Genomic DNA, 26,218 nt, shown 5'->3' on the forward strand with positions numbered 1-26,218 from the left:
ATCTATATAACCGCCCTCACGACCCCATTTTATTCATATGATAATGTAATGATAAAATTTAAATTAATTTAATCTCAAAAATCCCATTTTTTTCATGAAATAATTATATTTGCTTCAAATCTTTATAAAACTATGAGCCACGGAAAAATACGAGAAGATAAGACATGTCTTAACTGCGGACATGTCGTAGAGGAAAGATTCTGCCCTCATTGCGGTCAGGAAAACGTAGAGCCTAAACAGCCGTTCCACTATCTTTTCACTCATTTCATTGAAGATTTTACGCATTACGACGGACAGTTCTGGAAAACCATCAAATACTTATTATTCCGTCCGGGAAAATTAACCAAAGAATATCTTGCAGGAAAAAGACAGCTGTATGTGGCTCCCGTAAAATTATATATTTTCATAAGTTTCATCACTTTTTTCCTTCCTTCCCTGTTTTCAGGCTCCGAAGAGGAAATGAATAATGACAGCAAAAAAACACATGCTTCCCAGGAAATTGAAAAAGAAAAGAAGAAAGAACAGATTGCCCAGTTTACAGACAGTTTAACGCAGGGACTTAAGGAAGCGCAATTAAAAGCAAAGAAACCCAAAACCAGCAAAGACCTGAAACTCACACAGGTCAATGGAAATGATATTGAAACCGATGTAATAGACGAAACAGCAGATGGAAAAATAGGCGTCCTCGGAGCGAAAACCATGAAGCAATTTGATTCCATTTCTCATAAAAACAACAACAAGGCCGTTTATAGCTATTTCAGACCATTTGCTAAAAAAATATTCTACTTACAGGAAAAAGGACTCAGTCAGGATGAAATCTTTGACCGGTTCACCAATACTTTTTTACATACCCTTCCAAAGGCTTTATTCATATACCTTCCTGTATTCGCCTTTTTCTTATGGCTGTTCCACAACAAGAAAAGATGGTGGTATTTTGATCATGGCATCTTTACCCTGCATTACTTCTCATTCCTTCTATTAGGAACATTGATCTTTATTTTACTATCGGAACTGATGGCCTTATTACCTGATTTTGGAATGTTTACTCTACTTTCTATATTTATATATTTCGTAGCAACAATATATATGTGCATCTATTTCTTTATTGCCCATCATAGCGTATACGAAACAAGAAAAAGAACAAGTATTTTCAAAGGCTCGATTCTTTTCCTTATCAATACTTTTGGAGTATTGATTATGTTCCTGATATTGCTCTATGTAAGCTTTATGACAATGCATTAATCACGAAGCGTTTTATTCGCTCTGAAACTCGCAATTAAATAATATGCCACAAAAACCGTTGAAAATTTCAGAACGGAAGGAATCGCTAATTCAAGATTGAAAATCAACGTTCCAATGAGAACTAAAATTCCCATGGCTACAAATGACAATCCTAATTTTTGAGGTAATGTGAAATTGGGAGTATCTAAATAATAAGCCATTCCCCAGGCAAAACCAAAAGCGATCGCGTAATAAATATCAAGTCCGATATTTTTTGAACTGTAAAAAAAATAATTAATCAAAAAACTAACAACTGTTCCCAACGCAAAATAGAGCAATGCCTTTTTCATACCTTATATATTGTGATGCAAAAGTAGAAATTTTAATTTGAGAATTTGAAATCTGAACCAACTCAAACAACTCAACTCTTCAACCCTCCAACTCAAAAAAGACAAACATTGATTTAATTCAATCCATGTAAATATTTAAAAACCATTGATTTAAATACAAACCAAAGGTTACTATTTTATTGTTATATTTGGGAATTCAGAAATTTTCTAGATTTTTTATGGAAACCCAAAAATATACTCCTAAAAACAAAGTAAGAATTGTAACAGCGGCATCGTTATTTGACGGTCATGATGCTGCCATCAATATCATGCGTCGTGTAATCCAGGGAACAGGATGCGAAGTGATCCATCTTGGGCACGATAAATCAGCAGAGGAAGTTGTAAACACAGCTATTCAGGAAGACGCCAATGCCATTGCCTTAACTTCATATCAAGGTGGACACAATGAATATTTCAAATACATTTATGATCTTCTGAGAGAAAAAAACTCCCCACAGATTAAAATCTTTGGTGGCGGAGGTGGTGTAATCCTGCCTGAAGAGATCAAAGACCTGATGTCTTATGGTATCGACAGAATTTATTCTCCGGATGATGGAAGAGAATTAGGTCTTCAGGGAATGATTGATGACCTAGTTCAAAGATCAGATTTTGCAACAGGACAAGATGTTACTGCAAAAGATCTGGATTCAATTCAATTTGAAAACCCTACAAGCATTGCTCAAATCATTTCAGCTGTAGAAAACTTCTCAGACGAAAAGCCTGAGTTGGTAAAAGCTATTGATGAAAAATCGAAAGATTTGAATATCCCGATCATCGGTATCACCGGTACGGGTGGAGCGGGAAAATCTTCATTAACCGATGAATTGGTAAGACGTTTTTTACGTTCTAACACTGATAAAAAAATTGCCATTATTTCTATTGACCCTTCCAAAAAGAAAACAGGAGGTGCATTATTAGGAGACAGAATCCGTATGAACGCGATCAATGATCCAAGGGTTTATATGCGTTCGATGGCTACAAGAGAAAATAATGTCTCTGTATCCCCTTTCATTCATTCCGCGCTGAATGTTTTGAAACTGGCTCACCCGGATGTGATCATTCTTGAAACTTCAGGGATCGGGCAATCCGGTTCAGAGGTTTCTGATTTTGCGGATGTTTCCATGTATGTGATGACTCCTGAATATGGAGCTTCCACTCAGCTGGAAAAAATCGACATGCTTGATTATGCAGACTTGGTTGCTTTAAACAAATCTGATAAACGTGGCGCTTTAGATGCCCTACAGGCTGTAAGAAAACAATTCCAGAGAAATCATCTTTTATGGGAAAGTCAATTGGAGGACATGCCGGTGTATGCAACAAAAGCTTCTCAGTTCAATGATCACGGAACTACTGAACTTTACAACAGATTGGTTTCAAAAGTTAACGAGAAGTTCCCGGAATTACATCTGCAAAACTTTGTTGAACAGGAAATCAATGAGGAAGTAACTATCATTCCTCCCAAAAGAGTTCGTTACCTGTCAGAAATTGTTGAAAACAACAAACAGTATGATGCAAACGTTGAAAAACAGGCCGAATTAGCAAGAAAAATGTATCATATTCAGGGAGTAAAAAATATTATTTCGGGAGAAATTCTGGAGGCTGAATATCAAAAAGCAGAAAAAGAGCTTCAACAGGAAAATATCGACTTCCTTACCAACTGGGAGGATACTAAAAAAGCATTCCATTCTGAGTTTTATTCTTATTTCGTTCGTGGAAAAGAAATCAAAGTGGAAACCTCAACGGAATCTTTATCTCATTTAAGAATTCCTAAAATTGCTTTACCTAAATATAATGATTGGGGAGACCTGATTAAATGGAAAGGCCAGGAAAACCTACCGGGAAGCTTCCCATATACAGCTGGAATTTATCCTTTCAAAAGAACAGGGGAAGATCCGACAAGGATGTTTGCCGGAGAAGGAGGCCCTGAAAGAACCAACAGAAGGTTCCACTATGTTTCTGCCGAGATGCCTGCAAAACGTTTATCCACGGCGTTCGACTCTGTAACATTATACGGACAGGATCCTGCTTTACCACCAGATATTTATGGAAAAATTGGGAATGCGGGTGTTTCTATTGCCACTTTAGATGATGCTAAAAAATTGTATTCAGGATTTGATCTGGTAAACGCTCTGACTTCCGTTTCCATGACAATTAACGGACCAGCTCCGATGTTATTGGCCTTCTTCATGAATGCAGCCATTGATCAAAACGTTGAAAAATATATTGCCGAAAATAATCTTGAGGCTAAGGTTGAAGCTAAGCTTAAGGAAAAGTTTGACGATAAGGGACTGGAAAGACCAAGATATAACGGAGAACTTCCACCTTCCAATAATGGTTTAGGACTGAAATTATTGGGAATTACAGGAGATGAAATCATTCCTGCGGATGTCTATGCTGAAATTAAAGCTAAAACCATTGCAACAGTTCGCGGTACCGTTCAGGCAGATATTTTAAAAGAAGACCAGGCTCAGAATACCTGTATCTTCTCTACTGAATTTGCCCTTCGTTTGATGGGTGACGTTCAGGAATATTTCATCAAGGAAAAAGTAAGAAACTTCTACTCTGTTTCTATTTCCGGATATCATATTGCTGAAGCCGGAGCCAATCCTGTTTCTCAGTTGGCATTCACTTTGGCAAACGGTTTCACCTATGTGGAATATTACCTAAGCAGAGGAATGGATATCAATGATTTTGCTCCTAACTTATCATTCTTTTTCTCCAATGGTATCGACCCTGAATATTCAGTAATTGGACGTGTGGCAAGAAGAATCTGGGCAAAAGCAATGAAGCATAAATACGGAGCAGACGAAAGAAGCCAGATGTTGAAATACCACATCCAGACTTCCGGACGTTCTCTTCATGCTCAGGAAATTGATTTCAATGATATCAGAACCACGCTTCAGGCATTGTATGCCATTTATGACAACTGTAACTCGCTTCACACCAATGCTTATGATGAAGCGATCACTACACCTACAGAAGAATCTGTAAGAAGAGCAATGGCGATCCAGCTGATCATCAACAAAGAATTAGGATTGGCTAAAAATGAAAATCCGCTTCAAGGTTCTTTTATCATTGAAGAATTAACGGATCTTGTGGAAGAAGCAGTGTATGCGGAATTCGACAGAATTACAGAAAGAGGCGGTGTTCTTGGAGCGATGGAAACCATGTATCAACGTTCTAAAATCCAGGAAGAATCCATGCATTATGAATGGTTGAAGCACACTGGAGAATACCCGATTATTGGGGTGAATACATTCTTAGGAAAAGATGGTTCACCAACTGTACTTCCAGGAGAAGTTATCCGTTCTACGGAGGAAGAAAAACAGGCCCAGATCGATACCCTCCACAACTTCCAAAAAGCGAATGAAGGAAAATCTGAACAGGCTCTAAAAAAACTTCAGCATGCAGCCATTAACCAGCAAAACTTATTTGAAGTAATGATGGATGCCGTGAAATATTGTTCTTTAGGACAAATTACCAATGCTTTATTTGAAGTAGGCGGTAAGTACCGAAGAAATATGTAATCTATACTAAAACATTATAAATTAACCTCAAAGAAATTCCTTTGAGGTTTTTATTTTAAATATTTATGTTTGTCACATGAAACCAAAAGCGATATTTAACTGGAGTAGCGGAAAAGATTCGGCACTGGCTCTTTATAAAATAATGCAAGAAAACAATCTTGAGATCACTTCCCTGCTTACGAGTATCAATAAAGAATATCAGCGAATTTCCATGCATGGTGTTCACGTTTCGCTTTTGGAGCAGCAAGCAGCAAGTTTGGGAATTCCTTTGATTAAAATGGCGCTTCCAAAAGAACCATCCATGGAAGAATATCGTAAAATCATGGGTAATACAATGACTTCAATACAATCTCAGGGAATCACTCATTCCGTTTTTGGAGATATTTTTCTGGAAGATTTGCGTGCTTACCGTGAAGAACAATTACAATCCATTGGAATGAAAGCTGTTTTCCCGCTTTGGAAGCAAGATACAACAGGGCTCATCCATGAATTTTTAGACCTTGGATTTAAAACCATTGTTACCTGCGTGAATGAAACATATCTTGATAAAAGCTTCGCGGGAAGAATCATTGATAAAGATTTCATTACCGATTTACCTTCAACTGTTGATCCTTGCGGAGAAAACGGAGAATTTCACACCTTTACTTTTGATGGTCCTATTTTTAAGAAACCTGTTCAGTTTGAAATAGGAGAAATTGTAAAGAAAACATACCCAAAACCAAAAACAGACAATAATACAGAGGAGGAAGAATATGTTTTCTGGTTTTGCGACCTAATTTCAAAATAGACTTTCACAAAAGATGAAAACCAATATTTAGCTTTTGTAAAACAGCATTAATTTTTTTCTTTATATTATGAAACCTCTTAAGTAAAATTAAGAGGTTTTTTATATTTTTGATATAACAAATGAATCTGATTAAAAATTTCCAGCTCCCAATGGCAAACAAAACACTCTCTTTTTTTCTTCTATTTTTTCTCTTCGTTGGAGTATTATCATGTAAAAATGAAGTTAAACCTAATCCTGTTGACAAAAAAGCAATCATAGACTCTACTATCACCGCTTTTGAAAAAAAACTGCTAGAACAGCAGATCGATTCTGTTTTCAAAAAGTATGACTTCAATGGGAGTGTTACTGTTTTTAAAGACTCTGTTGAATTATACCGGAAATCAAACGGCTATTCCGATTTTAATAAAAAGACTAAAATTGATGAGAATACCATTTTTGCCATCGGTTCTGTAAGCAAACAATTTACAGCCGTTCTTATTCTTCTTCAGATGGAACAGGGAAAATTGAAACCGGATGATAAAGTTTCAACCTATATCAAAGAATTTCAGACCAAAGAATATGAAAACATTACCATCCATCAGCTTCTCAATCATACTTCCGGGCTCAATACTCTTGGCGGAAAGCTTATGTTTAAAAGTGGATCAGAATTTTTTTACTCCAATGACGGATTTAATACTTTAGGTAAAATCGTAGAAAAAACTTCTGGGAAGAGCTATGATGAAAATGTAATGGAACTTTTCAAAAAAGCAGGCATGGATCATTCATATACAGGTACTACTTTTGAAGGAGCCGATTTTGCAGGCGCCTATATCGGGAACGCAAAAAAGTTTGAAAAAATACAGAATATGCCTAAAAGATTAGGTAATAAAGAGATTGGAATTCCCGCAGGAGGCATTCTTTCAGGGATTCAGGATCTATATAGATGGAATCATGCTCTTTACGGCGGAAAAATACTAAAGCCGGAAACCTTTCAAAAATTTGTTTCTAAAAGTGCTGAAAGACGCCACCCGATATTTGGTAAAATGGGATACGGCTACGGAATCATGATGAATATGGGACAGCCAACTGCTTATTTTCACAGCGGATATGTAAAAGGTTCGCCTTCCCTGAATATCTATTATCCTGAAGAAAAAACCTCAGTGATCATCTTATCCAATATTGCGGATGAAGAAAAAGGAAATGCCTTCAAGCCGTATGTGGAAATAAAGAAAATTACGGATGCTGTCGAAAACACGGTAATCAGTTTGAGAAAAGATTTGAAGGTTGATAAAAAACAATCTTTGTAACTTTATCTCATGACAAAATTATATTTCATTGCCATCTATCCTCCGCAATCTATTATTGACGAAGTAAAAGTTTTTAAAACAGATTTAGCGGTGAATTATAATAATTCCAAAGCGTTAAAAAACGAAGCGCACATCACATTATTTCCTCCTTTTTCAAGGGAGATCGAACTGGAGAATGATATTCTTGTAGCTTTCCAGAAAATCGATACTCATATTCCTCCATTTGAAATCACTCTTGATGGTTTTGGCGGATTTCCCAATAAAAATCCTGTACTGTATATCAAACCTGAAACCAGTGAACCGCTGAAAGATCTTTACAACAGAGTGAAGCAGCAGTTCAAATTTGGAACATATTCTTTCAATCCACATATGACGATAGGTTACAGAGACCTGACCTTTGAAAATTATGTAAAGGCGATGGAAAATTACCAAAGCAAAGAGTATAAAACTAAATTTTTAGTTGATAGAATATTACTGCTCCGCCATGAAGGAAAGTGGATGCCGATTGCTGAGAAAAAATTAACGGGGCACTCATTTACCCCATAAAAGAAAATCGGCTTAAAGCCGATTTTCTTTTTACATTATTCTTTAACAATTTTATGAGAAATAATGAGTTCTTTATTTTCCGTTACACCTACTGTATAAGTTCCCGGTGCTAAATGATGAATATCTATAAATAACGTTGATGAATCTTTCACATCAAATTTTATAGGGATTAGCTTTCCTGATCCGTCATACAGGTTCACTTTCACATTCTTTGCAAAATCCTGTTTTCCTTTGATGTAAAACTCCCCGTCACTCGGATTCGGGTAAATACTGAATCTTCTTTCTTCTGCTTTGATCTCGGAAGTCCCAAGACTGGATTTATTCAATGTCCAGGTTACATTGGTAAAATGGACTGTACTGTGATTATTTACCAACAATAAGGGATTATTATCCGTTACTGAAAAAAGCAGTGTATTATTTCCAGTATTCAACTGAGCCGGGGTAATTGTGATTGAATTTCCAGTTCCTGCAAGAGTGGTCCCATTGAGAGTCCAGGTGTTCACTAAAGTATTTGGAATTGGTAATATTTCATTCACTGTAAAGGTAACATTAGCATTAGCATTCACAGTACTGCTGTTGGCCGGAGTAAAAGAATCCACAGGAGATACCAACGCATGTATTTTTTCAATAATAGCTTCCTTACATACGGAGCAGAACTGTTGATTAAGATACCTCATCTCACAACTCTGATGCGGGCGGAACCATGTTGGGCTTTCTGCATGCGGATAAATTCCCACATTATTGGCTCCTAACCAATTCTTCCATTTGATAGTCGCCGGATTTGAATTCTGGGTTTTATTAGCTGATTCTCCAGACCCGGAGAACCAATATTCGTCCGCAAGTTTCCCGAAAGAGTGTCCCAATTCATGGACCACAATTTCATTAGAAGACGCATTTAAAGAGGCAAAAGCATATGTTCCTCCACATCCTCCATACTCTGTGGAATTTCCAAGAATATAGGTAATATCATAATCGGGGACATTAGCTGCAAGCACTTGTGCCACTGTATTAGTTGTATTGCTATAAATACATCTGTGAACTCCGAAATCAAAACTTGACCCTAAATAATTATTCGGATTGGTAACCGGAATTACAGGTTCTGCAACATCCGTAGCAGTTCCTGGATGTTTTACGCCCGTTTCATTAGAGATCACCTTGATGGCATATGCATTAAAGTAATTTTTATATTCCGTATAAGGGCTTTTGGTAAAGAGATAATTGACAGTATTTTGTGCGGACGTGACAAAATTTGGTAATTGTGCGGCTGTAAATCCATCTCCTAACACCGCAATATTAATCCTCTTATCATTCGTCCCGTTTTGTAAAAGAGCTACCGTCTCAAAAGTTTGAGAGAAGCAAAGGCTGCTGATCAGTAAACAAAATATAGTTTTTCTCATGATTATAGTTTTTGTGTGAATAGTAATTGGGTTCCTTCTTTGGTTAATTTTTCAATTTTTACCACTGCAACATTTCCGTGCGAATATCTGATACTGAATTCGGCATTTTGGAGAACAACTTTATTTCTGCTGATTCCATCTTCATAAATCTCCATTTCAGGATTCAAAGGATTTTTCACCAATTGCTTTCCGATTTCTTTCCCTCCTGAATCATTCAAAGAAATAATATAATCTCCTATACTCGCTGAACCTCTGTCAAAAGTGGATTCAAGCTTGAGTTTTCCGGGTGACATTTTTTTACCCTGAAACGTTATTTTTTCCATTCCGGAATTATCTTTTTCCACCTTAAAAAAAAGATACACAATCTGGTTATCTTTTTCAAGCCGGTTTTCGGTTCCCATTCCACGGCTTCCACTTAAATGATTAAATGGCAGCAAATTACCTAACACAAAAACAGGAAGAATAAAAAAGCTTAATAAATTTTTCATGTTATTTTTTTCTTGAAGTTAAGAAGTTTTTTCTAAAAATAAGATTCATTTTATCATTTTTTTCACTCTCAAATGAATCGGGAAAGTCATATCTTTGAACCAATGATTTCAGAGAAGATAATATTAGGAATAGATCCGGGAACCACAGTAATGGGTTTTGGTATTATTTCCATTAAAAAAGGGAAAATGGAGATGGTTTCCATTCATGAGCTTTTGCTAAAAAAATATCCTAATCATGAAACCAAACTTAAATATATTTTTGATAAAACCCTGGCTTTAATTGATGAGTTCCATCCTGATGAAGTAGCACTGGAAGCTCCGTTTTATGGAAAAAATGTACAAAGTATGTTGAAATTAGGACGGGCACAAGGAGTTGCAATGGCGGCAAGCTTATATAGAAATATTCCTATCACCGAATATTCTCCGAAAAAAATAAAAATGGCGATCACAGGAAATGGGAACGCAAGTAAAGAACAAGTTGCTGGAATGCTTCAGAATCTTTTGAACCTAAAGGAATTTCCTACAAAATATTTGGATGCATCCGATGGTTTAGCCGTGGCTGTATGTCACCATTTCAATTCAGGAGTAATTGCCGGGTCTAAATCTTTTTCCGGTTGGGAAAGCTTCTTAAAACAAAATCCGGATCGAATAAAATAACGGATCCGGACTTCTCTAATTATTTAGTTTTATATTCTGAAGGGACAACGGAAAAATCAGCGGTAAGCTTACCGTTTTTATCATAATAGATATATTTCAGCGTTACATCGTTGTCTCTGAACTCCTGCATATCAGCAGATGTTTTAATAGCGTTGATAGCCTCCTGCTTAGCTTCTTTTTTAAAATCATTGATCTGTTCTTCAGACACATTCTCTTTTACATCTCCCAATAAGGTATAATTATATTTAAAAATTTTATCAGGTTCTGAAGAAACACTGTCTAAGCGGATCATATCATTAAGAGTCTGCGGTGTAAGTTTATTCATACTTGCAGCTGCTTCTTTAAGTTCCATATCTATTGTTTTTTCTTTTTTACAAGAAAAGAAAAATAACAAAGCAGCAACCATGGAAAGTCTTATTATATTTCTCATAACTCAAATATTTTATTATTGGATATTTAAAGATAAGATTATTTAAATAAATGATAAGAAACTGAATTACAACAGCATATAAACTCCATAAATTTACGATTTAGGGTTATTGAATAAAAATTATATCAAATGTATGAATCAAAACATTAACAGGAAAACTGTACTGATTGGTCGTCTCAAATTACAAATCATAAAAATATTGGAAAATTGAAATTCCATTTTTAAATCAAAATTAAAATCATTGATTATCAATTATTTAAACAAATACGCCCACTTACTTGGCAAAACATAATACTATCTTTAACAATGGTACGATTTTTAGTACTACTTTTGTATAAATTTTCAGGTATGAAAAGTAATCAACAAACTATAAATCAGGTAAATCATTCTATGAATTGGTTTCAGAAGTTTCTGCTGGTTTGCTCCGGAGGAAACATCCATATTTTAAGGAAAACACCGAGTGAATGGAACAAGTTTGCGGGAATCGGAGGAATTGTTCTTTTTACGGCTGTTTTTGCTACACTTTCCGCAGGCTATGCGATGTATACCGTATTCGATAATATTTGGGCATCAGTCGGTTTCGGGATTTTATGGGGATTAATGATTTTTAATCTTGACCGTTATATTGTTTCTTCAATAAAAAAAACCGGGACCTGGTGGAATCAGGTTTTAATGGCGATTCCAAGGTTGGTGCTGGCAACTTTTTTGGGAATTATCATTTCCAAGCCTCTTGAGCTTAAAATATTTGAGAAGGAGGTGAATAAACAGCTGAATACTATTATCCAGAGAAATAAAAAACAGCTTCAGGGAGAAATGAATGGCAGGATCCTGCAGCAAAGCGGGCCATTTGAAACCGAGAAAAAGCAAATTTCAGATAAAATAGCTCAATATCAAAAATCGTATGATTCCGCCTCTGTAGAACTTGAAAAAGAAATTTTAGGAAAAAAATCGGGACTAACGAGTGGAAAAGAAGGTTTCGGACCGAATGCCAAGCGTAAGCAGGAGCTTAAGGAGCAAAGAAGACAGGATTTGGAGAATTTCCAAAAACAGTCAGCTCCAAGGTTAGAATATTTAGATAAAGAGATTTCCAAGGTGTATACCAATCTTGAAACGGAAAGAAAATCAACAGAAACTTTCGAAGATAAATTTAATGGATTTGCAGCCAGATTACAGGCTTTGGATGAATTGGGGAAAAATTCTGCCATTATAGGATTAGCGGCGGCTTTTATTATGGGCTTATTTATTTGTCTTGAAATTTCCCCGGTTTTGGTCAAACTTATTTCGTCCATAGGACCTTATGATTATCTTCTAGAAAAAACAGAAAATGATTTCCGTCTTTATTCAAAAGAAAAAATTGAAAAAGGTAATGCCTTAACTGACTTCCGAATTGAAGATTTTAAAAACAATCTCAAAAATTAAAAAACATATCATAACATAATCAACCTTTCAGTTAATTCTGAAAGGTTTTTTTATTTTATAACTTAAATATTTTTTAACTTAGTAGTACCTAAACTAACTATCATGAAAAAAATATTCTTAGCCTATACACTGCTGATCTGCAGTGTATTTGCATCAGCTTTACATGCACAAGCCTCTGAGCCATTCCTTGGACAAATTGCCTTTGTACCTTACAATAAAGCTCCAAATGGTTGGGCAGATTGTAATGGACAACTATTACCTATTGCACAGAATCAAGCTCTTTTTGCACTTTTAGGAACAACGTATGGCGGAAACGGAACCACCAATTTTGCTTTACCGGATATGCGAGGAAGAGTAATTATTTCTCAAGGGCAGGGACCAGGATTATCTCCTTATGTAATTGGGGAAATAGGCGGCTCAGAAAGTGTTACTCTCACAACACAACAAATGCCTGCACACACCCATACCGTTACCGCAGTAACAGCTGAGGGAAACCAGAATTCACCTACGAATAATCTTCCTGCCGATACTAAAGGACTGGATAAAGAATATTCTGATGCAGCAACAAATACTACGATGAAAAGTACTATGATTTCTCCTACAGGAGGAAGCCAGCCACATGAAAACAGACCTCCGTTTGTTACATTGCGATGTATTATTGCTTTACAAGGTATTTTCCCATCCTTTAATTAATAGCTATGAAACCATTATACTTATTATGCATGGTTTTTGGAAGTGTTGTTTTTGCACAAACCATAACATTTAAAGGGTGTTACAATATATTCGATAACCAGACCTATACTTTTAATAAGACCGGAGTAGATAGTTATGGAAAGAATATTTACATCACAACACCTATAGACGGGCAGAGCTGTAGCGGGCTCGGAACCTGCGAATTTAAGCTCCAATGGAATAATACCCTCACAAGATGGGAGTTTCTGGCTGACGAAGGATATGGTACTTTTACGGCCCCTTCTCTGGTTTATTACAATTCCACCGGAAATAATACCGCTCCTAATCCACCAAGTAATACTGTTGGAACATGGGTAGAAAACACGGCTTTCACCCAACAAGGAGGAGGTTGTGGAGGAAATCTCACGGCCGCCAATTCCACAATGACGGGAGATGTACATACGACAACTCTTGCTATATCTGAAGCTATAAAAAGAAAGATTCGTATTTTCCCTAATCCTGTTTCTGATTTCGTCACTATTTCAGGCATAGATAACGGCAGACTGATTCAGATTTACAATATTTCCGGACAGTTAGTTTTATCTGAAATTTTTGAAGAAAAAATACATGTTTCCCAACTTTCTTCAGGAATGTATGTTTTAAAAATTATCACGAAAGATTCGAATACCTATGAATTTAAATTTGTGAAAAAATAAAATCTAATATTTAAAACAGCTTTCGGTTCCGAAAGCTGTTTTATTGTAAGGAATATTTTTTGCATTTATTTGGTATGCCATCATCTGTCATACATCATTATTTGTATTTCCCTGAAACTGAAATATTGCGTATTATATATCAGTCAGGAGCAGTGTATGACTATCTGAATGTACCTCAGAAAATTCTGGACAATTTCCGTGCAGCCCAATCTAAGGGTAAATTCTTAAATAAAGTCATTAAACCCGGATTCAAGTTCCGAAAGGTTGAATAAAAAAAGCCCACAGAATTCTGTGAGCTTTCTTGTATTTTTATTATATGTTATTATTTAATAATAATTTTTGAAGTTTTATTAGTCTTACCGTTAGAAACCTGAATCATATAAACTCCGCTTTCAAGAGTCTGATTTACTCTATATGTTCCATTTCCTTCATTAGTTACAGAAGGAGTTCCTATTAATCTTCCAGACATATCAGAAATTGAAACTTTAAGATCTTTTCCGTTCTTAGCTTTGATAAATATTTTTTCTCCGCTTGTAGCTGGGTTCGGATAGATGACTAAATCATCATTATCTGCTTTAACATCATTAGTTCCTAAAGAAGTTACAAATTTAACCGTATAATCTTCAGCCTGGCCGTATTCCAATTGCCCACAAGGTGTAATATTTATATTATCATCATCTACAATTACTCTCATCCTTAAAGGAGTATTAAGTACTGTATTGGCAGGAGCCGTAAATGTAGTATTGAAAGTACCAATTAATGTAATAGGATCTGCAACAATATTATCCGCTGAACCAACAAGTTCAGAAGCTTCAAAAGTTCCATTGTTATTAAAATCAATCCATGCTCTTACTTCATTCCCTGAATCCGACACATTAACCTTAAGATTATGAGTACCTGTTATTGAAAGTTCAGTAGATGTAGCTCTAAGACAACTCGTTCCCGTAAAATCTTCATAAAAATTGGCATTATTCTGCCAATAACCTGTTGAAGCATTGTTTATATTTCCAAGCTTCACTAAAGTAGGTCCCACAAAATAGTTATTCGGACTATTTACACCACTAGGATTACAACTAGCAGGAATAGGAGTTCCTATTGGAGTTGTAGCAGAAGGGGCTGTAGCACCTAATGAAGTACTAAGTCCTCCTTTCATTAAGAAAAAGTATAAAGCGGCTCTCTCATTCTGACCATTCGTAAATTTGAATGCGATCGGATTAGAATAATTCATCATATTATACTGCACGCCCTGATAGTTAACTCCGGTACAGTAGTTCATATCATTATTGGTAGGAGTAGGATAGTCACTTAATAAACTTCTTGATCTCTCCGTATCACAAACTCCGTCATCATCTCTATTACAGTTATTATTGGGTTGTGTAGGGCAATATGTTGTAGAGGTAGTTCCCGCAGGTGGACTTGAATTAGCATTTCCGAAAGTATGAAGAAGCCCCATTGCGTGACCGAATTCATGAGCTAGAGTAACATCATCCTGAAGTGTTACAACAAAGGACTTCATGAATGATTCGAACGATGAATCCGGGTTTTGAGGAAGACCTGCCCATCCCATAATACCATATTGAGCACCTCCGTCAATCTTATTTACAATATAAATATTAAAATAAGAATTTTCAGGCCAGTGAGGTGCAATAGTTTTTACCTGGCTAGTGGTAACTCCATTCGCAGATGCCTGCTTTACTCCATAAGTATCATATCCTGAAATCGTTCCGCCATTATACCTTACAATACCAGTAGTTGGATTACAACTCGGATCTCTTTTTGCCAATACTAATTTAATTGGCATTGTTGCTGCCGTACCAAAATCAGCAGGCACCCCCTGGGACCATTGATATGTTCCTGCATACATTTGATTGCAACGATCTAACCACGCCTGGATTTGGGCATCTGTTTTATTATAAGCTGAGCCCACTGCTGAACCAGTAGGAACTATTACGTGTACTACTACAGGAATTTCATAAATCCCGGCAACCGTTTTATTAAAACCTATATTACCCGTAGAATTTTCTCCTTGTCTTAAAATTTTGTTACGAATTTTATATATGATATCTTCAATATCATTGTTTGTTCTTTGATACTGCTGTTGCACATTATCAAATCCACAAATCCACTCTCTTTGCTGTGCATATCCTATTATACTCAGCAAACAGAAACCAATAAAAATCAATCTTTTCATTTAAACTTATTTTTAACCTGCAAATCTAATTCTTTTTATGCTTAAAATTAGAAATAAATCATTTTTTTAAGAAATTTTATGTATATTAAAAAAAACTTTAAATAGATTGAAATAAAAAAGCCCACAGAATTCTGTGGGCTTTAGATATATTTTTCTGTTTATTATAAAGAATAATTCGGGGCTTCCTGTGTAATGATTACATCATGTGGGTGAGATTCTTTTAATCCGCTTCCCGTAATTCTTACCATTTTGGTATCTTTCTGTAGAGTTTCGATATCTTTTGCCCCACAATATCCCATTCCGGCTCTTAAACCACCTGTTAATTGGAAGATCACATCTTCTAGCTTTCCTTTATGTGGTACTCTACCTTCGATGCCTTCCGGAACGAATTTTTTAGCCTCACTCTGGAAATATCTCTCTTTACCTCCTCTCTTCATCGCAGAAAGACTTCCCATTCCCTGGTAAGATTTGAATTTTCTTCCTTGGAAGATAATCTCTTCACCTGGCGCCTCATCTGTTCCTGCTAAAAGAGAACCCAGCATTACTGCACCTGCTCCGCTGGCAATTGCTTTTACAATATCTCCTGAAAGCTTAATCCCACCATCTGCAATCACCGCTACATTTTTAGATTGAGCGTATTCATATACATTATAAATGGCTGATAGCTGAGGAACTCCTACTCCGGCAACAACCCTTGTAGTACAGATCGATCCAGGACCAACTCCTACTTTAAGAACATTTGCTCCTGCTTTGATCAGGTCTTTTGCCGCTTCTGCCGTTACAATATTTCCTCCAACGATATCTAAATCAGGATAAGCTTTTCTGATCTCAGCAATTTTATCCAGTACTCCTTTAGAATGCCCGTGAGCTGAATCGATACCGATGATATCTACACCTGCCTTAACTAATGCTGCTATTCTATCTAAAGTATCTTCTCCTACACCAACTCCGGCTCCAACGATAAGTCTTCCGTTCTGATCTTTGTTAGCATTTGGATATTCTAATTGATTGTCAATATCTTTAATTGTAATCAGGCCAACCAGTTTGTTTTCTTTATCAACGATAGGAAGTTTTTCAACTCTGTTTTTAAGAAGGATTTCTTTTGCTTTTTCAAGGTTGGTATCTTTATCCGAAGTGATCAAATTTTCCTTCGTCATGATCTCCTCCACTTTCATATCAAGGTTTTCCTGATATTTTACATCTCTGTTGGTAATAATTCCGATTAAAACATTATCTGGATCTACTACCGGAAGACCGGAAATTTTATATTTTGCCATCATCTCTTTAGCTTGTCCTAAAGTATGATCTTTGGAAAGGGTAACAGGATCAGAAATCATTCCGTTTTCTGAGCGTTTTACGCGGTTTACCTGTGCAGCCTGTTCCGCAATCGGCATATTTTTGTGAATGAAACCTAAACCTCCGACTCTTGCCAGGGCAATTGCCAAATCTGCTTCAGTAACTGTGTCCATTGCAGCAGAAACTATCGGAACATTCAGCGTGATTTTGTCGGTAAGTCTTGATTTTAATGAAACCTGGTTAGGTAAAACTTCTGAGTAAGAAGGGACTAGAAGAACGTCATCGAAAGTGATGGCTGTCTCTACAATTTTGTTATGAATAGACATCTTTACTTTCTTTGCAAAATTAGGCTATTTTGATGAGATATGAAAATTCTTTTTAATAGTTTACATAAAATTTAATAATCAATAACTTAAATCGAAAAACCGTTCCTGAATCAGAAACGGTTCTTGTACAAAATAATTTAGTATATGAAGTTACTGTCGTTATGGTTATTGAATCAGCTTCCCATTTTCATCGAGGTTTTCAATGTGGGTCTGATTATTTTTATCTACATATATTTTTAATCTTACACGTCCTTTCGTATCTTTTATAAAAAGTCCTACATCACCGTTTGCTGTCTTACCTGCAAAAAAACGTTCATTAGTGAGCTTTCCTTGTTCTCTTAATTTAGCGTAAGCTTTTTTGGATGCTACGGGATCGTTAAGCTTTTTTAGAGAGTCCTCAAACCTGATCATAGCTTCCAGCGGGAAATCATCAGGTCTGTCCCAAAGCTTTAATCCATAAGTCCTGTTCTTTTCCTTTCCTGTACTTTCCATATATTGCAACTGCATGATCTGATCTGTATTTCTTTGATCAACGGAATATACCATTCCCGATCCGCTTTCATCAGCATCATATATAAGTCCTCCACATTCGTCTCCTAATGAATTAAAGAAAATCAATCCGGCTTCTCTTTCCCTGGGCTTAAATTCTTTATGGTTGGCCAATCCGGGGTGCTGCCGTTTTTTATTGCTGATTACCATTTTCAGGGTTCCGTCTTTTTCAATAACATTGATGCGTTCAACATCAATTTCTTCAAAACGCTGCCGTGAAGTCTGGTTTTTAAATGCCAGGATAAAAAACAAGATACATACAACCGTAAGAGAAATAGCATAAGCTTTAAGGATACGTACCTCTTTGATCAACTTTTCCATATTAAAATAGTATTGGTGTGGGGAAGAATTATTTATCTGAAACAGAATTGATCATTTTTGAGATATCATCTGCTGTAAAATTCCCTTTCACATCTACAAAAACCAGATCTTTATCTGAGTTGACTGTAATAAGCATATTTTTAATGGCATCACCTTTCTGTTTTACTCTTACATTCACGTTGTCTCCATCATGCTTTATGGTTGCCCAGTCTTCATAATTATTATCATTTAAATATTGGGCGTAGTCTTTCAACATGGCTTTGTTGCCGTTTTCAACAGTCAGAACTTTTATTTTAGAGACTTTTCTGACCAGTCGGATCACTTCTTCATCTTCGCCATCTTCCCTTAATGCTTTTTTGATATAAGGCTTCGCTAAAAATAACGGAACATTAATGCTTACGAATTTTGCTCCCTTGAAATCATGCTCAGATTCTGTGAAGAATGCCATATTCGGTCTGTTGGTAACCACGCAAGACTGCAAAAGAAACAGAGCTCCAACAATTAAAAAGATGTTTTTTAAAATTTTCATGGTTATTAATTTTTAATTGATCGGTTTTAAAGTTCCACCGGATACTTTGCTGATATTGGAATCAATTTCAGGGTTTCCTTTATATTTTACCAAACCTCCTGATGAAGCTTTTACTTTTAATCTATCCACCACATGTACTGATAGATTTCCACCGGAAGTAGATTCCGCTTCTACTTTATTAACTCTTAAGTTATCCGCCTTACAAAGCGCTCCACTGCTTACATCGAAGATTGCCGTACCTGCCTGTCCTTCAAAATTCGTATTAGAACCGCTGGAGCATCTTACCGTAACATCTTTAGAGGTAAGATTGGCTTTGATGACTGCTCCGGAAGTGGCATCCACCTGTGTGGAATTGGATATATTGAATTTCCCGTTGATTGCAGCCCCTGAAGAAGCATCCAGAACCATACTGTTTTCGTTTACAGAATTTATCGTAGTAAAAGTTGATCCGGACGAAGCTTTGATCTCATTCATTTTAGGAGAAGAAACATTTACGCTTAAATTTTTGAATTTTAAGTTTTTTACGCCCTTATTATCTACATATACTTTCAAAATTCCGTTTTCAACTTTGGTAATAACGTATTGTAACTTATCTGCATCAGCAATTACTTTTACGTTGGACGGGCTTTCCTGTTTGAAAACTACATTTACTCCCGTACTTACCTGAATTCCCGAGAATTCTCCTACATTTCTGGATTCACCGTTCAAATAAGAAGAAGTATTATCTGAAGTCAGATTGCTTCTTGTATTGCTGATCTTGGTTTTGGTTTCACTGGAATTGATAATCTTATTGATGTCATCCATGGAAAGTTTTCCATCCAGTTTCACCAGAATATTTTCTCCTCCGCCTGCATTTATGCTTAACAGCAGATCATCCACCATTCCGTCTATGGCTTTTGAAGACAAAAATTTTATTTTCGCTCCGGAGTTGTTTACCGTCATGATCTCACTGTAATTCAGATTTTTCAGATACGAAGAAATATCTTTGCTTAACTGCGAAAGGTTACTCTGAACTTTCATTCCGTCTTCGGTATGGGAATCTTCCGGATTTTCTGTGATCAAAACTTTTAATCCATCAATTTTGGATAAGAACGGTTTGATCTGGTCCAGCTGCGCGTCATCAATATCCAGGCTGCTGAGCATTCCGAACATTGGTTTGGCAATTTTAATAGAGGTCACGCCTTCTACTTCCTGATATTTATCAAAAAGCTTATCAAATTTGTCTTCCTGCCCATACATATTAAAAAAATGAGAGAAAGCAAGTGCGAATATTATCAATATTTTTTTCATGAGTCAATTTTAATTTTTTCAGTTTGATTATTAGTGCCTGATCAGGAGCATTGTCTTTTTAAAGTTTAATAATCGTCGTTCATTACTTTAGGCTGTGCCAATGTTTCACTAACGTTGTTGGCTAATATCTGAAATGAATATTTAGTTACATTAATAGCTTCTTCTATATTATCAATTCTTTTTCCGTTGACAATTACGTAAGAATCTTTATATGCTGTGGAATCTTTTGAAGCTTTGGTATAGGAAGAATTATCCACAAATCTTGGCTTAGCTTCCTTTTTCAGCCTTCCTCTTTTAGGAAGAATTTCATCCAAAACATCTTTCTCTGCCACAGCATCCTCGAAAACGGAATCTTTTTTTGCTCCGGAAATAGAATCCGTATGATTTACAGCTACCTGGTTCTGAAGCTCATGATTTTCATTAATGAAATCATTTTTCTGTTTTAAAACCTCATCCTGAACCAATTTTGCCTGACTGTTAACATCTGTTTCCTGATTTTGATTAAAAAGGAAACCTATACTAAAAATCAATATTAAACCTGCTGCCATCCAGAACCATTTCGGGAACGAAGGTTTTTTCTTTTCGAGAGGGATTATTGTTGCGCCTTCATTTTTGCCTTCAGCTTTTTGAAGAAAATCTTCAAAATCCCAATCCATTTTTTCTTCCTTTAAACTCTGGAAGACTTCGTCGTATTTATTTTGAAATTGATCTTTGTTCATAGCTCATCAGTTGTGAAATTTGTTCTTTTACTTTTTGTCTTGCCCGCATAAGATTTACTCTTACTGCGTTTTCTTCCATTTCCAGAAGTTCAGAAATTTCCGAGACCTCATATTCTTCTACATCTTTTAAATGGATTACCATTTTTTGTTTCTCCGGAAGCTGGTTGATAAACCCGATAATCTGCTCTTTAAGATTATTCACTTCCATGCTGTAAAGCTCAGACCGATGGTGCTGCATATCTGCAAAGCCTAATTTTACATCATGGTGCTTCAGCCTGTTCAGACATTCGTTCCGGACCGCCTTCAACGCATAGGATTTTAAATTCCCGAATTGTTCCAGCTCATCCCTTTTCTGCCAGAATTTGATCATGAGATCCTGCACAACATCTTCTGCTTCATCACTGCTCATGACAAACCTTTTCGCAAAACGATACATCTCATTTTTGAGAATAAACACCGTATTCTTAAAGGTTTCTTGGGTCATAAGTTTTGTTTCTATAAGTAAGACAATTAAAAAATGAAATCTATTACATCCGGAAATAAAAAAACTTCAAAAATATTTTTTGAAGTTCATGTATAGTCATTTTAATATGTGTCGAAAATATGTTTTAATATCGCTTTATCTTCATCTGTCAACGCCACATTTCTTCTTGCCATAGCTCTTTCTGCCACTTCGTAGGCTTTATCCAGCTTAAATCTTTCGTCATCTTTAAATCCGCCCCATGAAAAGTTCTCCACAAGATTAGGCGGAAAACCTTCTTTGAAAATATTGGATGCCACTCCCACTACGGTTCCTGTATTCAATTGGGTATTGATTGCCGTTTTTGAATGATCTCCCATAATAAGTCCGGCAAACTGCAATCCTGTATCTTCAAAAGATTTTGTTCTGTAATTCCAGAATCTCACATTTCCATAATTATTTTTCATGTTGGATGAGTTGGTATCCGCTCCGAAATTACACCATTCACCAATCACAGAATTTCCGACAAATCCATCATGTCCTTTGCTTGAATAGCCAAAAATGATAATATTATTAACTTCCCCACCTACCTTACATTGAGGACCAATGGTTGTAGCCCCATAAATTTTAGCTCCCAGATTGAATTTGGAACTTTCACCCAGTGTAATAGGGCCGCGAAGATGGCAACCTTCCATCACTTCCGCATTTTTCCCGATATAAATCTTCCCGGTTTTGGTATTGAGCGTAGAGAATTCTATATAAGCTCCTTCTTCAATAAAAAGATCCTTTTTATCACCTATAAATCCATTGGTGGAAGAAAGTTCTTGTGATGTTCTTCCTTTGGTAAGCAATTCGAAGTCAAAATCGATAGCTTTATAATTGTAAGTAAATAAATCCTTGGGGGTTTTAAAGAAAACGAGCTCTTCTTTAATATCCGTCATTCTTTCAATCTGATTCAGGGAAAATCCTTTCATATTGATTTTTGCAGCGATTAATTCATCTTCATATACTAACGCTTCTCCTTGTTTCAAATCTTTGATCTGTTGAATCACGTTTTCTGTGGGAAGAAAATTAGATACTAAAAAAAGACTTTCTTTTTCTTCTGGCTTTCTGAATTTTTGTTGTAGATAATTTTCCGTGAAGTAAGAAATTTCTGTTTCACCTAAGATTTTCTGCCATCTTTCGGAAAAAGTAAGAATCCCGCATCGCATTTCTGCAACGGGACGGGTAAAAGTAAGCGGAAGAAAATCTTCCCAATATTGCGCATCTGAAAATACTATCTGCATTTTATAGAAATTAGAGGTTAGAAGCCAGAGGCCAGAAGTTATTTTTCAAATTCCTCTTCCAGTTTCCAGCTGAAAGCAAAAATACAAATACTGAAACTAACTTTTAATATCTAATTTCCAAATTCTATATCAAATCAACAAAAAAGTCTTCCGGAAAACCGAAAGACTCTTAAATATCGTTATAACAAAAAATTACTTAGCGAATTTTTTGTATTTGTTCATGAACTTATCTACTCTACCAGCAGTGTCAACTAACTTCACTTTACCTGTGTAGAAAGGGTGAGAAGTTGAAGAGATTTCCATTTTGATTAGAGGGTACTCTTGTCCTTCGTATACGATAGTATCTTTTGTTTCTGCAGTAGATTTGCAAAGAAACACCTCGTCGTTACTCATATCTTTGAAAACAACAAGTCTATAATTTTCTGGGTGAATTCCGTTTTTCATAATACAATTTTTAAAAAAATTAAAGTTTTGCTTTCGAAATAGTAATGGATATTTCTCTGCTAATTTTAGGGTGCAAAAATACAATATTTTTTCTAATTTCCAAATAGACCTGCCAATAAATTTTAATTGATAAGAAATTTAAAGTATTTTCGTTAAATTTGAAATCTGTTTAAACTTTAATTTCGATGAAATTCAAATTATTACTGGCTTTTTCCTTTTGGATGCTTCTTGTAACATTATCATGTAATAGAGATGATATTACGTTTGATTCTCCTTCTCAGTCATTAAGTTTTTCAAAAGACACCGTTTTCTGTGACACAGTGTATCACCAGATCCGTTCTGAAACATATGCTGTAAAAGTATATAATAATGAAGATAAGGATGTCATGATTCCAAGAATTCATCTTGAAAAGGGAGCAGCCTCTCTTTATAAAATCAATGTAGATGGCAAGCCGGGATATGATTTCCAGAATGTTCCGCTAAGAAAAAAAGATAGTCTTTATATTTTCGTCGAAATTGCACCAGAAGCTTCAGGACCGGAAGCTATCGCAGAAGATAAAATCATCTTCACAAGCCCTGCAGGTCAGCAGCATGTTACTTTATTCTCTGTGGTACAGGATGCCGAGTTTTTCATAGAAACGCCTACTAATCCTAATGTCATTACCAATCATACGACATGGACCAACAATAAAGCTAAGATCATCTACGGAAATTTAACCATCAATCCGAATGTAACATTGGATATACAACCAGGTACGAAAGTCTATTTTCATAAAAACAGTGGCATGAAAGTGTCTTCCGGAGCTTCTCTGAATATCAACGGGGCTCTAAATAATGAAGTAGTGCTTCGTGGAGACAGAAATGATCCTAAATATGACACCATTCCTAAAAACTGGAATTCTATTAAAATGGAAGCCAATTCTACATTGAACATGAATTATGCAAGGCTTTTTGGTGGAACAAGAGGATTTGACATGAAGCAGACTAACGCTACCATTACAAATTCATTTATCCATACATTCTTTGAATTCGGTATTTATGCAGTAAATTCTACTGTAAACGCCAGTAATCTGGTAATGAATAACTGTGGTGAATCCTGTATAGGTATCTTTAAAGGTGGAAATCACAGCTATGTGCATTCTACAATTGCCAATTATTCGGAAACTATGAACTCATTTAACCGATTAAGCTTATTTGCTACTAATGAATGGAAAAATGAATCAGGACAAACTGAATTGGGCGCGCTTCATCTAAATATGCAAAACAGTATATTTTATTCCGACAGGGATAATGCCGTGAATTTTGAACCGACGCCATCACAATTGTTCAATTTTACGATCCAAAACTGTTTGCTAAAATATTCAAACACATCGGATGCCGGTTTTCAGTTTGATGTTGCTGATGTGATCCAAAGTTTTAAGAATGAAGATCCACAGTTCGTCAACTACTTTGCAGCCCATTTAAATTTAAGGGTAAAAGCCACTTCACCAGCCAGAAATAAGGGGAATGTTACTGTTGCAGGAACTGTTCCTTTTGATATCGTGAATGTATCCAGAACCTCTAATCCTACTCTTGGCGCTTATCAATAATGGAAATTACCAATTTGCAAACGCAGGTGGACGAATGGATTAAAACCATTGGAGTCCGGTATTTTAATGAGCTTACCAATATGGCCATGCTTACGGAAGAAGTAGGCGAAGTAGCCAGAATTATTGCCAGAAGATATGGAGAGCAAAGTGAAAAAGAAAGCGATAAGAGCAAAGATTTAGGAGAAGAACTTGCAGACGTTTTGTTTGTAACTTTATGCTTAGCCAACCAAACCGGAGTCAATCTGCAGGAAGCTTTCGACAGAAAAATGAAAGTAAAAACTGACCGCGATAAAGAGCGTCATCAGAACAATGAGAAATTGAAATAATAAAAATTAACATTTATATTCTTTTTTACGTTTCAATTATCCTTCTACAGATAAAGATACTTTACAAACAAGAATAACATGGTGCAGCAATCAGGATGATGTAATGTACTGTAAACAATGAAGTTCAATATAAAATGAAGCTAGAAAAATCACACCTATCAGCCAATAAAACCATACAGATCAGCGGTTCGAAAAGTATTTCGAATCGTTTGTTGATTTTGGAAAGTTTATTCAACACGATAAAAATTGGCAACCTGTCTAATTCTCAGGATACTCAATTATTAAAAAAAGCATTGTCTGAAAATACAGAGATCGTAGATATTCATCATGCCGGAACAGCAATGCGTTTCCTTACTTCCTATTATTCGATCCAGGACGGAAAAACAACCATTCTTACGGGTTCCAAAAGAATGAAAGAAAGACCTATCAAAAATTTGGTCTCTGCTTTACAAAATCTTGGTGTAGACATCGAATATATGGAAAATGAAGGCTTTCCCCCATTAAAAATCAAAGGGAGAAAAATTACCAAGACTACAGTGGATGTCCCCGCTAATATTTCGAGCCAGTTTATTACTTCTCTCCTATTGATCGCCGGAAAACTAGAAAACGGATTAGAAATCAATTTGGTAGGAGAAGTAACTTCAAGGTCCTATATTGAAATGACATTGGACATTCTGACGAAGTTCGGAATTAAAAATAGCTTCACAGGAAATACCATCAAAGTAGAACCTTTTGATGAGCATTCATCTTTGATGAATTATGAAGTGGAGAGCGATTGGAGTTCTGCTTCCTACTATTATTCGATTTGTGCCTTAGGAAGAGAAACCTTACACCTGAAAAGCTTTTATCAAGAATCTACCCAGGGAGATTCTGCCATTGCGAAAATCTATGAAAAGTTTTTTGGAATTAAAACCATTTTCTCAGAAAATGAACATCAAATAACATTGCAGCCGGATCCAAACTTTTCCTACCCTGAAAAGATTGTTCTGGACATGAATGACTGCCCGGATATTGCACAAACTCTTTGTGTAACAGCGTCTGCACTTCATATCCCTTTTGAAATTTCAGGATTAGGAACATTGAGAGTGAAAGAAACCGACAGACTGCTGGCTTTATATAATGAGTTGAAAAAAATAGGTGCTGAAACTGAAATCACTGATTTAACTATTAAATCAGTCAGTTTTGGTGAAGCGGAAGAAAATATTTCTATCCAAACCTATCAGGATCATAGAATGGCGATGAGTTTCGCACCATTTTGTCTGATCAAAGAATTGACTATTGAAGATGAAGATGTAGTGGAAAAATCGTATCCGATGTTTTGGGAAGATCTCAATACTATTTTAGTAAAAAACTAATT

Annotated in this window: 26 protein-coding genes; 13 read left to right on the forward strand and 13 right to left on the reverse strand. The window is 35.9% G+C overall.

From position 1 onward, the window contains the following. Window positions 1–132 precede the first annotated feature (132 nt). Window positions 133–1,242 carry a DUF3667 domain-containing protein gene (locus tag EGI05_RS13170; protein WP_123263509.1) on the forward strand — a complete coding sequence of 370 codons (1,110 nt, stop codon included), beginning with the start codon at window positions 133–135 and terminating at the stop codon, window positions 1,240–1,242. Here EGI05_RS13170 and EGI05_RS13175 read toward each other — a convergent pair. Next, window positions 1,239–1,571: a hypothetical protein gene (locus tag EGI05_RS13175; protein ID WP_123263510.1), complete on the reverse strand. Its 333-nt coding sequence runs from the start codon at window positions 1,569–1,571 to the stop codon at window positions 1,239–1,241. The two genes, EGI05_RS13170 and EGI05_RS13175, sit on opposite strands and share 4 nt — an antisense overlap. Window positions 1,572–1,789: 218 nt before the next feature. Here EGI05_RS13175 and EGI05_RS13180 point away from each other — a divergent pair, with 218 nt between their 5' ends. From EGI05_RS13180 to EGI05_RS13195, 4 genes are all read left to right on the forward strand, one after another. Beyond that, entirely contained in the window at window positions 1,790–5,137 is a 3,348-nt protein-coding gene (locus tag EGI05_RS13180) for a methylmalonyl-CoA mutase family protein (RefSeq protein WP_123263511.1), read from the forward strand. A 76-nt stretch (window positions 5,138–5,213) separates the two neighbouring features. After that, entirely contained in the window at window positions 5,214–5,924 is a 711-nt protein-coding gene (locus EGI05_RS13185; RefSeq protein WP_123263512.1) for a Dph6-related ATP pyrophosphatase, read from the forward strand. Window positions 5,925–6,073: 149 nt separating this feature from the next. After that, entirely contained in the window at window positions 6,074–7,210 is a 1,137-nt protein-coding gene (locus tag EGI05_RS13190) for a serine hydrolase domain-containing protein (protein ID WP_123263549.1), read from the forward strand. A gap of 9 nt (window positions 7,211–7,219) precedes the next feature. Then, entirely contained in the window at window positions 7,220–7,756 is a 537-nt protein-coding gene (locus EGI05_RS13195; RefSeq protein WP_123263513.1) for a 2'-5' RNA ligase family protein, read from the forward strand. Window positions 7,757–7,791: 35 nt separating this feature from the next. On the opposite strand, the gene EGI05_RS13200 is transcribed toward EGI05_RS13195, so the two are convergent. Together EGI05_RS13200 and EGI05_RS13205 are read right to left on the reverse strand one after the other, a co-directional pair. Beyond that, on the reverse strand, window positions 7,792–9,153 hold the full coding sequence (locus EGI05_RS13200) for a T9SS type A sorting domain-containing protein (protein ID WP_123263514.1): 1,362 nt from the start codon (window positions 9,151–9,153) through the stop codon (window positions 7,792–7,794). Window positions 9,154–9,155: 2 nt separating this feature from the next. After that, entirely contained in the window at window positions 9,156–9,641 is a 486-nt protein-coding gene (locus tag EGI05_RS13205) for a hypothetical protein (protein WP_123263515.1), read from the reverse strand. A 102-nt stretch (window positions 9,642–9,743) separates the two neighbouring features. On the opposite strand from EGI05_RS13205, the gene ruvC reads away from it, so the two are divergent. Beyond that, window positions 9,744–10,298 (forward strand): crossover junction endodeoxyribonuclease RuvC, encoded by a 555-nt coding sequence (gene ruvC / locus EGI05_RS13210; RefSeq protein WP_123263516.1) that lies wholly within the window; start codon window positions 9,744–9,746, stop codon window positions 10,296–10,298. Window positions 10,299–10,317: 19 nt separating this feature from the next. Here the strand turns inward: ruvC and EGI05_RS13215 are convergent, their stop codons facing one another. Beyond that, window positions 10,318–10,728 carry a hypothetical protein gene (locus EGI05_RS13215; RefSeq protein ID WP_134197487.1) on the reverse strand — a complete coding sequence of 137 codons (411 nt, stop codon included), beginning with the start codon at window positions 10,726–10,728 and terminating at the stop codon, window positions 10,318–10,320. 348 nt (window positions 10,729–11,076) lie between these two features. On the opposite strand from EGI05_RS13215, the gene EGI05_RS13220 reads away from it, so the two are divergent. From EGI05_RS13220 to EGI05_RS13235, 4 genes are all read left to right on the forward strand, one after another. After that, on the forward strand, window positions 11,077–12,147 hold the full coding sequence (locus EGI05_RS13220; RefSeq protein WP_123263518.1) for a DUF4407 domain-containing protein: 1,071 nt from the start codon (window positions 11,077–11,079) through the stop codon (window positions 12,145–12,147). 102 nt (window positions 12,148–12,249) lie between these two features. Then, window positions 12,250–12,840, forward strand: a complete 591-nt coding sequence (locus EGI05_RS13225; RefSeq protein WP_123263519.1) for a phage tail protein — start codon at window positions 12,250–12,252, stop codon at window positions 12,838–12,840. A 5-nt stretch (window positions 12,841–12,845) separates the two neighbouring features. Then, a complete protein-coding gene (locus tag EGI05_RS13230) occupies window positions 12,846–13,535 on the forward strand; it encodes a T9SS type A sorting domain-containing protein (protein WP_123263520.1) in 690 nt (229 codons plus the stop codon). Window positions 13,536–13,609: 74 nt separating this feature from the next. Beyond that, window positions 13,610–13,807, forward strand: coding sequence for a KTSC domain-containing protein (locus tag EGI05_RS13235; protein WP_123263521.1), 198 nt, complete (start codon window positions 13,610–13,612; stop codon window positions 13,805–13,807). Between the two features lie 50 nt (window positions 13,808–13,857). Here EGI05_RS13235 and EGI05_RS13240 read toward each other — a convergent pair whose 3' ends face one another. The 9 genes from EGI05_RS13240 to EGI05_RS13280 form a co-directional block, all read right to left on the reverse strand. After that, window positions 13,858–15,726 (reverse strand): GEVED domain-containing protein, encoded by a 1,869-nt coding sequence (locus EGI05_RS13240; RefSeq protein ID WP_123263522.1) that lies wholly within the window; start codon window positions 15,724–15,726, stop codon window positions 13,858–13,860. A gap of 161 nt (window positions 15,727–15,887) precedes the next feature. Continuing rightward, window positions 15,888–17,348 carry an IMP dehydrogenase gene (guaB, locus tag EGI05_RS13245; RefSeq protein WP_123263523.1) on the reverse strand — a complete coding sequence of 487 codons (1,461 nt, stop codon included), beginning with the start codon at window positions 17,346–17,348 and terminating at the stop codon, window positions 15,888–15,890. Window positions 17,349–17,513: 165 nt separating this feature from the next. After that, entirely contained in the window at window positions 17,514–18,218 is a 705-nt protein-coding gene (locus EGI05_RS13250) for a hypothetical protein (protein ID WP_123263524.1), read from the reverse strand. Window positions 18,219–18,246: 28 nt separating this feature from the next. After that, window positions 18,247–18,747: a DUF4252 domain-containing protein gene (locus EGI05_RS13255; RefSeq protein WP_123263525.1), complete on the reverse strand. Its 501-nt coding sequence runs from the start codon at window positions 18,745–18,747 to the stop codon at window positions 18,247–18,249. A gap of 12 nt (window positions 18,748–18,759) precedes the next feature. After that, window positions 18,760–20,037 (reverse strand): DUF4252 domain-containing protein, encoded by a 1,278-nt coding sequence (locus EGI05_RS13260; protein ID WP_123263526.1) that lies wholly within the window; start codon window positions 20,035–20,037, stop codon window positions 18,760–18,762. Between the two features lie 65 nt (window positions 20,038–20,102). Beyond that, window positions 20,103–20,756: a hypothetical protein gene (locus tag EGI05_RS13265; protein WP_123263527.1), complete on the reverse strand. Its 654-nt coding sequence runs from the start codon at window positions 20,754–20,756 to the stop codon at window positions 20,103–20,105. Then, window positions 20,731–21,240, reverse strand: a complete 510-nt coding sequence (locus EGI05_RS13270; RefSeq protein WP_123263528.1) for an RNA polymerase sigma factor — start codon at window positions 21,238–21,240, stop codon at window positions 20,731–20,733. The genes EGI05_RS13265 and EGI05_RS13270 overlap by 26 nt, the downstream gene beginning before the upstream one ends. A gap of 101 nt (window positions 21,241–21,341) precedes the next feature. Continuing rightward, window positions 21,342–22,502, reverse strand: a complete 1,161-nt coding sequence (locus tag EGI05_RS13275; protein ID WP_123263529.1) for a GlmU family protein — start codon at window positions 22,500–22,502, stop codon at window positions 21,342–21,344. A gap of 192 nt (window positions 22,503–22,694) precedes the next feature. Then, window positions 22,695–22,946 carry a type B 50S ribosomal protein L31 gene (locus tag EGI05_RS13280; protein ID WP_121459774.1) on the reverse strand — a complete coding sequence of 84 codons (252 nt, stop codon included), beginning with the start codon at window positions 22,944–22,946 and terminating at the stop codon, window positions 22,695–22,697. Between the two features lie 185 nt (window positions 22,947–23,131). On the opposite strand from EGI05_RS13280, the gene EGI05_RS13285 reads away from it, so the two are divergent. The 3 genes from EGI05_RS13285 to EGI05_RS13295 all read left to right on the forward strand — a co-directional run bounded on the left by EGI05_RS13285 (window position 23,132) and on the right by EGI05_RS13295 (window position 26,216). Then, entirely contained in the window at window positions 23,132–24,535 is a 1,404-nt protein-coding gene (locus EGI05_RS13285) for a hypothetical protein (protein ID WP_123263530.1), read from the forward strand. Then, on the forward strand, window positions 24,535–24,861 hold the full coding sequence (locus tag EGI05_RS13290) for a nucleotide pyrophosphohydrolase (RefSeq protein WP_123263531.1): 327 nt from the start codon (window positions 24,535–24,537) through the stop codon (window positions 24,859–24,861). Before EGI05_RS13285 ends, EGI05_RS13290 begins: the two co-directional genes overlap by 1 nt. A 134-nt stretch (window positions 24,862–24,995) precedes the next feature. Continuing rightward, window positions 24,996–26,216: a 3-phosphoshikimate 1-carboxyvinyltransferase gene (locus EGI05_RS13295; RefSeq protein WP_123263532.1), complete on the forward strand. Its 1,221-nt coding sequence runs from the start codon at window positions 24,996–24,998 to the stop codon at window positions 26,214–26,216. Window positions 26,217–26,218: the final 2 nt, after the last annotated feature.

The sequence above is a fragment of the Chryseobacterium daecheongense genome (assembly GCF_003729955.1).
GTDB classification, from domain to species: domain Bacteria; phylum Bacteroidota; class Bacteroidia; order Flavobacteriales; family Weeksellaceae; genus Chryseobacterium; species Chryseobacterium daecheongense.

Coding starts and splice junctions, on each gene's coding strand:
- EGI05_RS13170 (WP_123263509.1), top strand. CDS start 133: ATGAGCCACGGAAAAATACGAGAAGATAAGACATGTCTTAACTGCGGA.
- EGI05_RS13175 (WP_123263510.1), bottom strand. CDS start 1,571: ATGAAAAAGGCATTGCTCTATTTTGCGTTGGGAACAGTTGTTAGTTTT.
- EGI05_RS13180 (WP_123263511.1), top strand. CDS start 1,790: ATGGAAACCCAAAAATATACTCCTAAAAACAAAGTAAGAATTGTAACA.
- EGI05_RS13185 (WP_123263512.1), top strand. CDS start 5,214: ATGAAACCAAAAGCGATATTTAACTGGAGTAGCGGAAAAGATTCGGCA.
- EGI05_RS13190 (WP_123263549.1), top strand. CDS start 6,074: ATGGCAAACAAAACACTCTCTTTTTTTCTTCTATTTTTTCTCTTCGTT.
- EGI05_RS13195 (WP_123263513.1), top strand. CDS start 7,220: ATGACAAAATTATATTTCATTGCCATCTATCCTCCGCAATCTATTATT.
- EGI05_RS13200 (WP_123263514.1), bottom strand. CDS start 9,153: ATGAGAAAAACTATATTTTGTTTACTGATCAGCAGCCTTTGCTTCTCT.
- EGI05_RS13205 (WP_123263515.1), bottom strand. CDS start 9,641: ATGAAAAATTTATTAAGCTTTTTTATTCTTCCTGTTTTTGTGTTAGGT.
- ruvC (WP_123263516.1), top strand. CDS start 9,744: ATGATTTCAGAGAAGATAATATTAGGAATAGATCCGGGAACCACAGTA.
- EGI05_RS13215 (WP_134197487.1), bottom strand. CDS start 10,728: ATGAGAAATATAATAAGACTTTCCATGGTTGCTGCTTTGTTATTTTTC.
- EGI05_RS13220 (WP_123263518.1), top strand. CDS start 11,077: ATGAAAAGTAATCAACAAACTATAAATCAGGTAAATCATTCTATGAAT.
- EGI05_RS13225 (WP_123263519.1), top strand. CDS start 12,250: ATGAAAAAAATATTCTTAGCCTATACACTGCTGATCTGCAGTGTATTT.
- EGI05_RS13230 (WP_123263520.1), top strand. CDS start 12,846: ATGAAACCATTATACTTATTATGCATGGTTTTTGGAAGTGTTGTTTTT.
- EGI05_RS13235 (WP_123263521.1), top strand. CDS start 13,610: ATGCCATCATCTGTCATACATCATTATTTGTATTTCCCTGAAACTGAA.
- EGI05_RS13240 (WP_123263522.1), bottom strand. CDS start 15,726: ATGAAAAGATTGATTTTTATTGGTTTCTGTTTGCTGAGTATAATAGGA.
- guaB (WP_123263523.1), bottom strand. CDS start 17,348: ATGTCTATTCATAACAAAATTGTAGAGACAGCCATCACTTTCGATGAC.
- EGI05_RS13250 (WP_123263524.1), bottom strand. CDS start 18,218: ATGGAAAAGTTGATCAAAGAGGTACGTATCCTTAAAGCTTATGCTATT.
- EGI05_RS13255 (WP_123263525.1), bottom strand. CDS start 18,747: ATGAAAATTTTAAAAAACATCTTTTTAATTGTTGGAGCTCTGTTTCTT.
- EGI05_RS13260 (WP_123263526.1), bottom strand. CDS start 20,037: ATGAAAAAAATATTGATAATATTCGCACTTGCTTTCTCTCATTTTTTT.
- EGI05_RS13265 (WP_123263527.1), bottom strand. CDS start 20,756: ATGAACAAAGATCAATTTCAAAATAAATACGACGAAGTCTTCCAGAGT.
- EGI05_RS13270 (WP_123263528.1), bottom strand. CDS start 21,240: ATGACCCAAGAAACCTTTAAGAATACGGTGTTTATTCTCAAAAATGAG.
- EGI05_RS13275 (WP_123263529.1), bottom strand. CDS start 22,502: ATGCAGATAGTATTTTCAGATGCGCAATATTGGGAAGATTTTCTTCCG.
- EGI05_RS13280 (WP_121459774.1), bottom strand. CDS start 22,946: ATGAAAAACGGAATTCACCCAGAAAATTATAGACTTGTTGTTTTCAAA.
- EGI05_RS13285 (WP_123263530.1), top strand. CDS start 23,132: ATGAAATTCAAATTATTACTGGCTTTTTCCTTTTGGATGCTTCTTGTA.
- EGI05_RS13290 (WP_123263531.1), top strand. CDS start 24,535: ATGGAAATTACCAATTTGCAAACGCAGGTGGACGAATGGATTAAAACC.
- EGI05_RS13295 (WP_123263532.1), top strand. CDS start 24,996: ATGAAGCTAGAAAAATCACACCTATCAGCCAATAAAACCATACAGATC.